Origin of the sequence: Burkholderia sp. 28_3, from assembly GCF_003253915.1 — a bacterium.
GTDB lineage: Bacteria > Pseudomonadota > Gammaproteobacteria > Burkholderiales > Burkholderiaceae > Burkholderia > Burkholderia cenocepacia.
On sequence record NZ_QKZF01000013.1, the window covers coordinates 181,300 to 193,948 of the forward strand.

The 12,649-nt window shown below is 66.5% G+C and carries 10 protein-coding genes; 7 read left to right on the plus strand and 3 right to left on the minus strand.

The window, feature by feature from the left end; translation table 11 throughout:
* Positions 1–84 precede the first annotated feature (84 nt).
* Positions 85–1,002, minus strand: a complete 918-nt coding sequence (gene gcvA, locus DFS13_RS25215) for a transcriptional regulator GcvA (protein WP_006482065.1) — start codon at positions 1,000–1,002, stop codon at positions 85–87.
* 193 nt (positions 1,003–1,195) lie between these two features.
* Here gcvA and DFS13_RS25220 point away from each other — a divergent pair, with 193 nt between their 5' ends.
* From DFS13_RS25220 to DFS13_RS25240, 4 genes are all read left to right on the plus strand, one after another.
* The gene (locus DFS13_RS25220; protein ID WP_048991856.1) at positions 1,196–2,464 is read left to right on the plus strand and encodes an MFS transporter; all 1,269 of its coding nucleotides are present in this window, start codon (positions 1,196–1,198) and stop codon (positions 2,462–2,464) included.
* Between the two features lie 81 nt (positions 2,465–2,545).
* On the plus strand, positions 2,546–2,893 hold the full coding sequence (locus tag DFS13_RS25225; RefSeq protein WP_006482050.1) for an MmcQ/YjbR family DNA-binding protein: 348 nt from the start codon (positions 2,546–2,548) through the stop codon (positions 2,891–2,893).
* 376 nt (positions 2,894–3,269) lie between these two features.
* The gene (gene gabP / locus DFS13_RS25235) at positions 3,270–4,661 is read left to right on the plus strand and encodes a GABA permease (RefSeq protein WP_006482059.1); all 1,392 of its coding nucleotides are present in this window, start codon (positions 3,270–3,272) and stop codon (positions 4,659–4,661) included.
* A gap of 253 nt (positions 4,662–4,914) precedes the next feature.
* On the plus strand, positions 4,915–6,120 hold the full coding sequence (locus DFS13_RS25240) for an MBL fold metallo-hydrolase (RefSeq protein ID WP_048986036.1): 1,206 nt from the start codon (positions 4,915–4,917) through the stop codon (positions 6,118–6,120).
* A 256-nt stretch (positions 6,121–6,376) separates the two neighbouring features.
* Here DFS13_RS25240 and DFS13_RS25245 read toward each other — a convergent pair whose 3' ends face one another.
* Together DFS13_RS25245 and ychF are read right to left on the minus strand one after the other, a co-directional pair.
* Positions 6,377–7,111 (minus strand): hypothetical protein, encoded by a 735-nt coding sequence (locus tag DFS13_RS25245; protein WP_048986037.1) that lies wholly within the window; start codon positions 7,109–7,111, stop codon positions 6,377–6,379.
* 158 nt (positions 7,112–7,269) lie between these two features.
* A complete protein-coding gene (gene ychF, locus DFS13_RS25250) occupies positions 7,270–8,364 on the minus strand; it encodes a redox-regulated ATPase YchF (RefSeq protein WP_006482062.1) in 1,095 nt (364 codons plus the stop codon).
* 246 nt (positions 8,365–8,610) lie between these two features.
* Here ychF and DFS13_RS25255 point away from each other — a divergent pair, with 246 nt between their 5' ends.
* From DFS13_RS25255 to DFS13_RS25265, 3 genes are all read left to right on the plus strand, one after another.
* A complete protein-coding gene (locus tag DFS13_RS25255) occupies positions 8,611–9,789 on the plus strand; it encodes a UbiH/UbiF family hydroxylase (RefSeq protein ID WP_043204516.1) in 1,179 nt (392 codons plus the stop codon).
* Positions 9,790–9,879: 90 nt separating this feature from the next.
* Positions 9,880–10,608: a DsbC family protein gene (locus DFS13_RS25260; RefSeq protein WP_006482072.1), complete on the plus strand. Its 729-nt coding sequence runs from the start codon at positions 9,880–9,882 to the stop codon at positions 10,606–10,608.
* Positions 10,609–10,713: 105 nt separating this feature from the next.
* Positions 10,714–12,513, plus strand: a complete 1,800-nt coding sequence (locus DFS13_RS25265) for a M61 family metallopeptidase (protein WP_048989066.1) — start codon at positions 10,714–10,716, stop codon at positions 12,511–12,513.
* Positions 12,514–12,649 lie beyond the last annotated feature (136 nt).

The window sequence follows — 12,649 nt, forward strand, 5'->3', positions numbered from 1 at the left end:
CTCTCGTTCTGTTCGTTGTTATCGATGTCGGGCCGACGGCCCGCGCCGCATGTTAGCGGATCGGCGCCGGGGCGCCGCGCGACGCTACGCCGCGCCGGCCATCGACGCCGCGCCGTCGGCCTGCGCGGCATCGAGAATCCAGCGGCGGAACGCGGCAACCTTCGGCCGTTCCGCGTGATGCGGCGGATAGACGAGGTAGTACGCGAAATCGTCGAGCCATGCGACGTCGGCAAGCTGCACGAGCCGGCCGCTCGCCAGTTCGCCGCGCACCATCGCCGCCGGCAGCAGCCCGGCGCCCTGGCCGGCGACGATCGCCTGCAGCAGCAGGCCCGAGTCGTCGAACGCGGGGCCGCGCGGCGGGCCGAAATCGTCGATTCGCTGCGCGCCGAACCAGATGTGCCAGCCCTTGCGTTCGGCGTCGTGCAGTTGCGGCCAGCCGACGAGCTCGGCCGGCGTCGCCGGCATGCCGAGCCGCGCGACGAGGTCGGGCGACGCGAGCGCGACGATTTCCACCGTCAGCAGCCGTTCGCTGCAGAGCCCGATGTAGCGCCCGAGGCCGTGACGGATCGCGACGTCGACGCCGTCGCGCGCGAAATCCGCGAGCGCGTGGCTCGTGACGACCTGCAGGTCGACGTCCGGGCAAGCCTGCCGGAACTGCGCGAGGCGCGGGACGAGCCACGCGGATGCGAAGAACGGCGTCACGCTCACGGTCAGCACGCCGCTGTCGGCGGCGCCCGACACGCGCTGCGACGCGTCGGCGATCTGCCGGAACGCGTTGCGCACGGGCGGCAGGTAGTCGCGGCCGGCGGCCGTCAGCAGGATGCCGCGGTTCACGCGCTCGAACAGCTGCACGCCGAGATGCGTCTCGAGCGTGCGGATCATCTGGCTCACCGCACCGGGTGTGACCGACAGCTCCTCGGCCGCCGACTTCACCGACAGGTGGCGGGCGGCGGCTTCGAAGGCGCGCAACGCATTGAGCGGCGGCAGGCGCGAACGGTTCATTCAGTTTTTCTAAAGCGAAAGGTCGACGAAATATCGTTTGAGACGACGCGTACGCGCGAGTACCGTTGACGCATCGGATCGTCCGTTTCACGGCTGCCCGCCGGCGGCCGATGCGATCAACATAGTTCAACTATATCCACGAGGCAATCCGGACGCCGCCCGGCAGCCGGTGGAACCCGAAAGGAGCATCGTCATGAATCGCCCGGGCGCATCGCGCCTTTTCTACGGCTGGTACGTGGTGGCGGCTGCGTTCGCCGTCACGTTCGTCGGATTCGGCAGCGCGTACACGTTCAGCGCGTTCGTCGAGTCGCTGCAGCGGGATTTCGCCGCGTCGCGTGGCCAGATCTCGCTCGTGTTCTCGCTCGCCGGCTTCCTGTACTTCGGTTTCGGCATCGTCAGCGGGCCGCTGGCCGATCGTTTCGGCTCGCGGCGGCTCGCCGTGGTCGGGATGTTGCTGACCGGCGCGGGGCTCGCGGCCGCCGGCGCGGCGCGCACGCTGCTGCAGGTCTACGTCGCGTACGGGCTCGGGGTCGGGTTCGGCGTCGGCTGCGCGTACGTGCCGGCCGTCGGCGCGGTGCAGCGCTGGTTCGTGCGTCGGCGCGGGCGCGCGTCGGGGCTCGCGGTCGCGGGGATCGGCGTCGGCACGCTGGTGATGCCGCCGCTCGCCTCCGCGCTGATCGCGCAGGTTGGCTGGCGCGGCGCGTATTTCACGCTGGCCGCGATCGCGCTCGTGCTGGGGGCCGGCATGTCGCTGCTGATCGAGAACGACCCGCGTGGGCGCGGATTGCTGCCGGACGGCGAGGTCGCCCGTGACGGCGGCGGCCGGCATGCCGGTGCTTCCCCGGCCGCCGCGAACGCGCCAGCCGGCGCGACGGTGCGCGAAGCCGTCACGTCGCGGCCGTTCGCGAGCCTCTACGCGGCCTGCCTCGTCTGCTCGTTCGGCGTGTTCGTCCCGTTCGTTCACCTCGTGCCGTACGCGCTCGATCATGGCGTCGCGCCATCGACGGCCGTGCTGCTGCTCGGCGCGATCGGCGTCGGCAGCACGGCCGGCCGCTTCTTCCTCGGCGGCCTCGCCGACCGCTTCGGCCGCCGCGCGTCGCTGCTCGCGATGTTCGCGGGCATGGCCGTCGCGCTGGTCGCGTGGGCGGGCGCCGGCACCGTTGCGACGCTCGCTGCGTTCGCGCTCGTGTTCGGCGTGTTCTACGGCGGCTGGGTCGCCGTGCTGCCGGCGGTCGTGATGGACTATTTCGGCGGGCGCAACGTGAGCGCGATCATCGGCATCCTGTACACGAGCGTCGCGTTCGGCACGCTGGTCGGGCCGGCCGCCGCCGGCTTCGTCTACGATGCGGGCGGCGGCTATCTCGTGCCGATCCTCGCGAGCGCCGCCGCGAATGCGATCGCGTTCGCGATCGTCGCGACCACCGGGCGTGCGCCGGCCGCCGCCCGCGCGGCCGGCGGATAGCGCCGCGAGGCTGGGTGCGTCGCGCGATTTCCGGTAGGGTGGCCGGATCGTCAACCATCGACGCATGGTCGGGGAGGCATCGTGACATTCGACGAAGTCCGGCAGATCGCACTGGCGTGGCGCGGCGTCGAGGAAGGTACGTCATACGGCACGCCCGCTCTCAAGGTGAAGGGCAAGCTGCTCGCGCGACTGCGCGAGGACGGCGACACGCTCGTCGTGAAGGGCGTCGGCCCCGACGAGCGCGCGTGGCTGATCGAATCGGCGCCCGACGTGTATTACGTGACCGATCACTATGTCGGCTGGCCGATCGTGCTGGTGCGCCTGTCGGCTGCGCATCCGGACGCCGTGAAAAACCTGCTTCTGCGAGAATGGCACGCAATCGTGCCGGCGCAGTGGCGGAACGAAGCCGCCGCCCGCGACGCGAACTGAACGGCGCGCCCGGCGCGCGAGGCGCGGCCGAACCGGAGCAAGCGTTGCATCGGTTCGCATCGATGCAACGAGTGGTTCCATCGAAATGCTTCAATTGGTTCTTAGTGAAGAACCGTTTGATGCTTACACTCCTTCGCTTCGAAGGCGGCTGACGACAGCCGACGGAACGGGCGTACGCGATGCGCCGGCGCCCGGTGCGCCGCATCGCACCCGCAGCTTCGCAGACTGCGCGGACGACCCGGCCGGAACGGCCCCATCCGGCCCATGCCCGCGTGCGACGCACGCGCGGTCGCAGCCGGATTCAAGAACGACAACTCCCCGCGCCGCCTTCACGCGACACCCGGTCGTATCGGAACCGTTTTTTGGAGAGAGACAGATGAGTGGAAGCAACACAGGCCTCGGCACCGGCCTGAAGCAGCGTCACGTGACGATGATGTCGATTGCCGGCGTCATCGGCGCGGGCTTGTTCGTCGGCTCCGGCCACGCGATCGCGGAAGCCGGGCCGGCATCGATACTCGCGTATGCGATCGCGGGCGTGCTGGTCGTGCTGGTGATGCGCATGCTCGGCGAAATGGCCGTCGCGCATCCGGACAGCGGGTCGTTCTCGACCTATGCCGATCGCGCGATCGGCCACTGGGCCGGCTTCACGATCGGCTGGCTGTACTGGTGGTTCTGGGTGCTGGTGATCCCGATCGAGGCGACCGCCGCCGCGACCATTCTCAATGCGTGGTTCCCAGGCATCGCGACGTGGATCTTCGCGCTCGGCATCACGCTGCTGCTCACCATCACCAACCTCTTTTCCGTCAAGAACTACGGCGAATTCGAATTCTGGTTCGCGCTGATCAAGGTCGTCGCGATCGTCGTGTTCCTCTGCATCGGCGGCGCGGCGATCGTCGGCATCATTCCTGCGCCGTCCGTGTCGGGCGTGTCGAACCTGTTCGTGCACGACGGCTTCATGCCGCACGGCGCGAGCGCGGTGCTCGCGGCGATGCTCACGACGATGTTCTCGTTCCTCGGCACCGAGATCGTGACGATCGCGGCCGCCGAATCGGACAACCCGCAACGCCAGATCGTGCGCGCGACGAACTCGGTCATCTGGCGTATCACGCTGTTCTATCTCGGCTCGATCCTCGTCGTCGCGGCCATCGTGCCGTGGAACGACCCGCTGCTGCCGAAGCACGGCTCGTATCAGCGCGCGATGGAGCTGATCGGCATCCCGAACGCGAAGGCGATCATCGACGTGATCGTGCTCGTGTCGGTCGCGAGCTGCCTGAATTCGGCGCTGTACACCGCGTCGCGGATGCTGTTCTCGCTGTCCCGGCGCAAGGACGCGCCGGCCTTCCTGCATCGCACCGATTCGACCGGCACGCCGCGCGCGGCCGTGCTCGCGTCGACCGCGTTCGGTTTCCTGACCGTGATCGCGAACTACCTGATGCCGGAGCAGGTGTTCGGCTTCCTGCTCGCGACGTCGGGCGCGATCGCGTTGCTCGTGTATCTCGTGATCGCGATCTCGCAACTGCGGATGCGCAAGACGCTCGAAGCGGGCGGCGCCGACCTGACGCTGCGGATGTGGCTGTTCCCGTGGCTCACGTGGGCCGTGATCCTGTTCATCTGCGGCACGCTGACCGTGATGTTCGTCAGCGAGGAGCACCGGATGGAAGTCGGCGCGACGGCCGTGCTTGCCCTGATCGTGCTGTTCGCGTCGTGGCTGAACAAGCGTGGGCGCGATGCGCAGGCGAACGCCGGGCGGCGGGTGTCGGCGACGTGAGCGCGCGAGCGGCCGGATCCGATAGCACCTGAGTGATACGGCCCGGAAGTATCGTGGCCCGACCGGCGTGTGCCGGCCGGGCTTTTTTTGTTCATCAAGGATTACCGGGTAACGGCCCGGCCGGCGTCCGCTCGGACGGCCGCGTCGCGGTCGATTCATTCCTGCTGGGAGATAAATCATCGACAAGCGGGATATTTGTTACCGAGACAGTTTCACTTATTCTACGGGCTCACCACCAATCAAGAGTCCGACCATGTCGATCCGTCATCTGTTTTCTTCCGCACTCGCGGCGACTGCGCTGCTCGGCGCCGCATCCGCAAGCATCGCTGCCCCGCTGACCGTCGATGTCTACAATCCGGGCGCGCATGCGATCTTCCCGGTTTCGTCCGAAATCGTTTCGGGCAAGACCGAGGCGATCCTGATCGACGCCCAGTTCCAGCGCAACGACGCTCAGGCGCTGGTGAGCCGGATCAAGGCGAGCGGCAAGACGCTCAAGGCCGTCTACGTGAGCCACAGCGACCCCGACTATTACTTCGGGCTGGAAACCATTCACGCGGCGTTCCCGGATGCGAAGATCGTCGCGACGCCGCAGACCGTCGCCGCGATCGAGGCCAGCAAGGACGGCAAGCTCGCCTACTGGGGCCCGATCCTGAAGGACAACGCGCCGGCTTCGGTGATCGTGCCGCAGCCGCTCGACGGCAATACGCTGCGCGTCGACGGCGAGCCGCTGCGCATCGTCGGGCTCGACGGCCCGACGCCCGATCGCACGTTCGTGTGGATTCCTTCCGCGCGGACCGTGGTCGGTGGCATCCCGGTCGCCGCGAACATTCATGTCTGGATGGCCGACACGCAGACGCCGCTGTCGCACGCGAACTGGCTGGCGACGCTCGACCGGATCGATGCGCTGAAGCCGGCGCGCGTCGTGCCCGGCCATTTCCTGCCGAATCGCGACGGCGGCCAGCCGTTCACCACGGGCGTCGCGTTCACGCGGAATTACGTGAAGGCGTTCGACCAGGAAGCGGCGCGCGCGAAGGATTCGACGACGCTGATCGCGGCGATGGAGGCGCGCTACCCGGATCTCGGCGAGAAGCCGTCGCTCGAGCTGAGCGCGAAAGTTGCCAAGGGCGAGATGCAGTGGCCCGCGCCGGCGCCGTTCCCCGCGGCGGGCAAGACGGTGCGCGTGCAGTTCGGCGCTACCGCGTTCGACCTGAACTTCAAGGACGACAGGACGATGTCGTTCGTCGGCACGGCCGGCCAATTCAAGGGCGTGACGGATACGGTGCAGTACACGGCGCGCGAGGTCCGTCCGCAGGTGTACATGGTGTACTGGCATGAGCCGTCCACCGGCTCGAACGTCGTGCACGTCGAGGATTTCGAACGCGGCGCGGTGGATACGAACATCGCGATGAAGGACGGACAGTTCCTGCATATGTCCGGGACGCTGAAGATTGCTGAGTAGGAGCAAGCGACCGACGGCGAAACGTGCGGTCGAAGGTTCGGCGACTGTTCCAGACACAAGGTCCGCATCGCGCGGGCCTTGAGGACATGTGGCGGCGCGCGGCGCTGAGTCAAGATATTGCTGTTCTTGGCCTGCTCGAGGCCGGTGCAATGATGCAGGCGTGGCAGTCTACCTTTCGTCGATCCGTGTGCCGTTCGTGCATCGCGGTGAGCGTCATCACGGCCGTTCGCCTGTTACGCCAGCCATGCCTTGCGTCTTAGACGGTCGCCGATATGGCCCGCGCCGCTAGTCGCTCAAGTTGCATACACGCTTTGCTTACGACGATGTGGTAATGCGTTCTACCGAGCATTCTTGGATCTTCTCGCCGAGCAATTTTTTCCGACAATAGTCCGAGATTCTTTAGCTTCAACAAAAAGATGCCCATGTCAGCTAAATCCGGCATGTCGTAATGGATTTTGGGCGCGGTGGTTGAAGGTGAGACTCGATCGGTCGAAATCTCCATAGAGCCAAACTCAATAACCATGCCATTCTGTTCTAAATCGTGCTTATCACTTTGACGGCGAGCTAGCCACGAAGTAAGACCAAGGAAGTCGTGATCGTTTAGCGTTTCCGCACCCTGGAAAATCAATTCTTCATCAGGGGTGGCCTCGCGGTCTTCGAGCACGATGTTGGCGGTCAACATTCCGATGATCATCGGACCGATATCCTTGGACGCCGACAGTGCGACTCGTCGGTACGCGTCGAAGAGTGCGGTCGTTTTCTTATCACTATTCGACATGGCGCGAAGCATATCGTTAAGATCCGCAGACTCGAATCGAACGTCCTTTTCCTTACGGATCTCGTCGAGCAAGGCGTCGAAAAACCTGTTGGCTCGATATTCGCTCCATCGGCCGATCAGATGGTCCTTGAAATACTGAGTCGCCATCTTTAAGGCTTCTTTTTCTGCTAGCTGCTTTGCGACCGCAGTTGCAGTGCTGATGGTAATCGACATGGTTTCCTCTCAATATTTTTCTCAATGAGTCTCGACATATCAGGCATGATGCCTTGTTAGTGACGTCGACGTCGCTAAAAAAGCAAAAAAGGCCCGCTTTTAGCAGGCCTTGACGGTTTTTCGTACTGCGTGAAACGTGGCGATTCGGCTCGTTTCCCTCAGACGTTGAACAGGAAGTTCATCACGTCGCCGTCGTGCACGACATATTCCTTCCCTTCCGCACGCATCTTGCCGGCTTCCTTCGCGCCTTGCTCGCCCTTGTACGTGACGAAGTCGTCGAACGCGATCGTCTGCGCGCGGATGAAGCCGCGCTCGAAGTCGGTGTGGATCACGCCCGCCGCTTGCGGCGCGGTATCGCCGATGTGGATCGTCCACGCGCGCACTTCCTTCACGCCCGCGGTGAAGTAGGTCTGCAGGCCGAGCAGCTTGAAGCCTGCGCGGATCACGCGGTCGAGGCCCGGCTCTTCCATGCCCATGTCGGCAAGGAAGGCTTCCTTGTCCGCGTCGTCGAGATCGGCGATTTCCGCCTCGATCGCCGCGCATACGGCGACCACCGGCGCGTTTTCGCTTTCCGCGTACTTGCGCACCGCCTCGAGGTGCGGGTTGTTCTCGAAGCCGTCGTCCTTCACGTTGGCGACGTACATCGCCGGCTTCGCGGTGATCAGGCAGAACGGCTTGATCAGCGCCTGTTCGTCGTCCGACAGCGCGAGGCCGCGCACGGCCTTGCCCTGGTCGAGCTGCGCGCGCACCTTTTCGAGCACCGCGACGAGCTTCGCCGCTTCCTTGTCGTTGCCCGACTTCGCCGCCTTCGAATAGCGCGTGAGCGCCTTCTCGATGGTGCCGAGGTCGGCGAGCGCGAGTTCGGTGTTGATCACTTCGATGTCGTCGATCGGGCTGACCTTGCCGGCGACGTGAATGACGTTCTCGTCCTCGAAGCAGCGCACGACGTGCGTGATCGCGTCGGTTTCGCGGATGTTCGCGAGGAACTGGTTGCCGAGGCCTTCACCCTTGCTCGCGCCTGCGACGAGGCCCGCGATGTCGACGAACTCGACGACGGCCGGCACGACACGCTCCGGCTTGACGATCTCGGAGAGCGCTTTCAGGCGCGTATCCGGCACTTCGACGATGCCGACGTTCGGCTCGATCGTGCAGAACGGGTAGTTCTCGGCGGCGATGCCGGCCTTGGTCAGCGCATTGAACAGGGTGGACTTGCCGACGTTGGGCAAGCCGACGATGCCGCATTTGAGACTCATGGAATCCTTCGGACGGGTGAGGCGGCGCGGCCGGACAAGGCACGGCGGCGCGGGAAAAAAGGGCGGCCGGCGCGTGGAGCGCGGCGGGCCGACGGTCAAAGACGCTATTGTACCGTGCCGGCGGCCCGGATTCCGGGCTGGCGCCGAACGGCCGATGCGGCGGGCCGCCGCGCCGGCGCACCGGGCTGCGATTCTGCTGATTTCCCGCAAAGTCCGGCCGCGTAAGGGTTTGGCCCCGCGGCTATAATGCCCGCCATGACTGCCCACCACTCCTTCGACGTCGCCGTGGTCGGCGGCGGGCTCGTCGGCAAGACGGCCGCGCTCGCGCTGACCCAGTCCGGCTACAAGACCGCGTTGCTCGCCCAGCCGGCCACGCCGCGCCCCGCGGATCTCGCGTTCGACACGCGCGTCTACGCGCTGTCGTCCAGCTCGCAGGCGTTGCTCGAGCGGCTGCGGGTCTGGCAGGCGCTCGACCACAGCCGGCTCGCGCCCGTCTACGACATGCGCGTGTATGGCGATGCGCATGCCGAACTGCATTTCTCCGCGTATCAGGCGTCCGTGCCGCAGCTCGCATGGATCGCCGAATCGTCGCTGGTCGAGGCGTCGCTCGACGCCGCGCTGCGCTTCCAGCCGAACCTGACGTGGTTCGACGCGCGTGCGCAGGGCTTCGACGTGCGCGACGACGCGGCCGTGCTCACACTGTCGTCGGGACAGGTGCTCGAAGCCGATCTCGTCGTCGGCGCCGACGGCGCGCATTCGTGGGTGCGCTCCCAAATGGGGGCCAGGGTAGAGCGGCGCGACTACCGGCAAACGGGCGTCGTCGCGAATTTCAAGGCATCTTTGCCGCACCGCGAGACCGCGTACCAATGGTTTCACGAAGGCGAGATCGTCGCGCTGCTGCCGCTGCCGGACGGCCACGTGTCGCTCGTGTGGTCCGCGCACACCGCGCACGCGGACGCACTGCTCGCACTCGATCCGGCGCAGCTCGCGGCCGAGGTGGAGCGCGTGTCGCACGGCCAGGTCGGCGCGCTCGAATGCGTGACGCCGGCCGCCGGCTTCCCGCTGGCGCTGCAGACGGTCGACAAGCTGATCGCGCCGCGCGTCGCGCTGGTCGGCGATGCCGCGCACCTGATCCACCCGCTCGCGGGGCAGGGGATGAACCTGGGATTGCGCGACGTCGCCGCGCTCGCCGATGCGATCGCGGGCAAGGAAAGCTTCCGCAACCTCGGCGATACGGTGCTGCTGCGCCGCTACGAGCGTTCGCGTCGGGAGGACATCCGCGCGCTGATGGTCGCGACCGACGGCCTGCAGCGGCTGTTCGCGGTGCCGGGCTCGCTCGCGAAGGCGGTGCGCAATGCGGGCATGGCGTTCGTCGGCGCGCAGCCGCTCGTGAAGCGCTGGCTCGTGTCGGCCGCGCTCGGCTGAGCGAACCTTCCGCCACCGCGCCGGTCGGAGACGGTTCCGTTACGGCGTACACTGTGCCGTGCACTCCGATTGAGCTGAAGGAAGATTTCAATGAAAAAAACGATCCGCATCGCATCGCTGGCGCTGGCCGTCACGATGGCGACGCTTGGCTGCACCGCGCAGGCCGACCAGACCACCGACAAGCTGAAGGCTACGCTGCAGGCCCGGCTGGGCAACGACGCGCCGATCAAGAGCGTGTCGAAATCGCCGGTTGCAGGCCTTTACGAAGTGAACCTCGGCTCGCAGATCATCTATAGCGACGCGGCGGGCGACTACGTGCTGCTCGGCGATCTCGTCGACGCGAAGACGCACAAGAACCTGACCGACGCCCGCCTGTCCGAAATCAACAAGATCGACTTCGCGAGCCTGCCGTTCGCGAATGCGATCAAGGTCGTCAAGGGCAACGGCGCCCGCAAGATCGCGGTGTTCTCCGATCCGAACTGTCCGTACTGCAAGAAGCTCGAGACGACGCTGCAGTCGGTCGACAACGTGACCGTCTACACGTTCCTGTATCCGGTGCTGTCGCCGGATTCGACCGCGAAGTCGAAGGCGATCTGGTGTGCGACCGACCGCGCGAAGACGTGGGAAAGCTGGATGCTCGACCACCGTGCGCCGTCCGGCGCCGGTACCTGCGATACCAGCGCGCTGGACAAGAACCTCGCGCTCGGCCGTGGGATGAACGTCACCGGTACGCCGACGATCTTCCTGCCGGACGGCCGCCGCCTGCCGGGCGCGGTATCGGCCGACCAGCTCAACCAGGCGCTCGCCTCGAGCAAGTAACCGACTGCACGCCGGGCGCATGGCCCGGCCAGCGAGGGGCGCCCGCATGATCTGCCGGCGCCTCTCTTCGTTTTCGCCGCCGTATTCGACCGACCGATTGCCACGATGACCCAGCCGATCCGCTATTCGATTGTCCCGAAAGATCTTGCCGCGCACCTGTTCGAAGTGACGGTGACGGTTGCCGATCCCGATCCCGAAGGCCAGCGTTTCTCGCTGCCGGTATGGATTCCGGGCAGCTATCTCGTGCGCGAGTTCGCGCGCAACATCGTGACGCTGCGTGCGTTCAACGACGCGGGCCGCAAGGTGCGCATCGCGAAGACCGACAAGCACACGTGGCAGGCCGCGCCCGTGACCGGCGCGTTGACGCTGCGTTACGACGTGTATGCATGGGACCTGTCGGTGCGCTCCGCGTATCTCGACGAATCGGGCGGCTTCTTCAACGCGACGGCCGTGTTCCTGAGCGTCGCCGGTCGCGAGGACGCGCCGTGCGAAGTCGATATCGCGAAACCGGCCGGCGCGGCGTTCCGCACCTGGCGCGTCGGCACCGCACTGCCCGAAGCGGGCGGCACCCGGCGCTACGGTTTCGGCGCATATCGCGCGGCCAACTACGACGAGCTGTCCGACCATCCGGTGACGATCGGCGAATTCGCGCTCGCGACGTTCGACGCGCACGGCGTGCCGCACGACATCGTGATCGCGGGGCGCGTGACGCAGCTCGACCTGGAGCGGCTGCGCAACGACCTGAAGCGGGTGTGCGAGGCGCAGATCGCGTTGTTCGAGCCGAAGTCGAAGAAGGCGCCGATGGAGCGCTACGTGTTCATGACGCTCGCGGTCAGCGACGGCTACGGCGGCCTCGAGCATCGCGCGTCGACCGCGTTGATCTGCAACCGTACCGACCTGCCGGTGAAGGGGCGACCGGAAACGACGGAAGGCTATCGCACGTATCTCGGCCTCTGCAGCCACGAGTATTTCCACACGTGGAACGTGAAGCGCATCAAGCCGGCGGCGTTCGTGCCGTACGACCTCACCCGCGAGAACTACACGTCGCTGCTGTGGCTGTTCGAGGGCTTCACGTCGTATTACGACGACCTGATGCTGGTCCGCAGCGGGCTGATGTCGCAGGACGACTATTTCGCGGCGCTCGGCCGCACCGTGGGCGGCGTGCTGCGCGGCACGGGCCGGCTCAAGCAGAGCGTCGCGGAAAGCTCGTTCGACGCGTGGATCAAGTACTACCGTCAGGACGAGAACGCGACCAACGCGATCGTCAGCTATTACACGAAGGGCTCGCTCGTCGCGCTGGCGTTCGATCTCGCGATCCGCGCGCAGACGCGCAACCGCAAGTCGCTCGACGACGTGATGCGCCTGCTGTGGCAACGCTACGGCCGCGACTTCTATCGCGGCAAGCAGGCGGGCGTCGAGGAAAACGAAGTCGAGACGCTGATCGAAGAGGCGACGGGCGTCGCGCTCGGCCGCCTGTTCGCCGACGCCGTGCACGGCACGCGCGACCTGCCGCTCGCCGAACTGCTCGCGCCGTTCGGCGTGACGCTGACCCCCGACGTCGCGACCGGCGCTGCCGCGAAACCGACGATCGGCGCGCGCCCGCGCGGCGGCGCGGACTGCACATTGGCGGCGGTCTACGAAGGCGGCGCCGCGCATCGCGCGGGGTTGTCGGCCGGCGACACGCTGATCGCGGTCGACGGCCTGCGCGTGACGGGTACGAACCTCGATGCGCTGCTGGCCCGCTACCGGCCGGGCGACAAGGTCGAGGTTCACGCGTTCCGCCGCGACGAGCTGCGTACCGCGAAGCTGAAGCTCGACGGCCCGGAAGTCACCCGCTACCGGCTGACGGCGGCCGCGAAGCCGGCTGTGGCCACGAAGGCCCGCGAAGCCTGGCTGAAGGGGTAAGCGGACGCACGCGGGTATCGGGGCGCGATCAAGGATTGTTCCGTTGTTGCAACAATCCGTCGCCCTGAACCCGCTTTTTCGCGGTCATATGGCCACGCACAATGGCGTCACTCGCGCTACCGAAGCGCAACCCCAC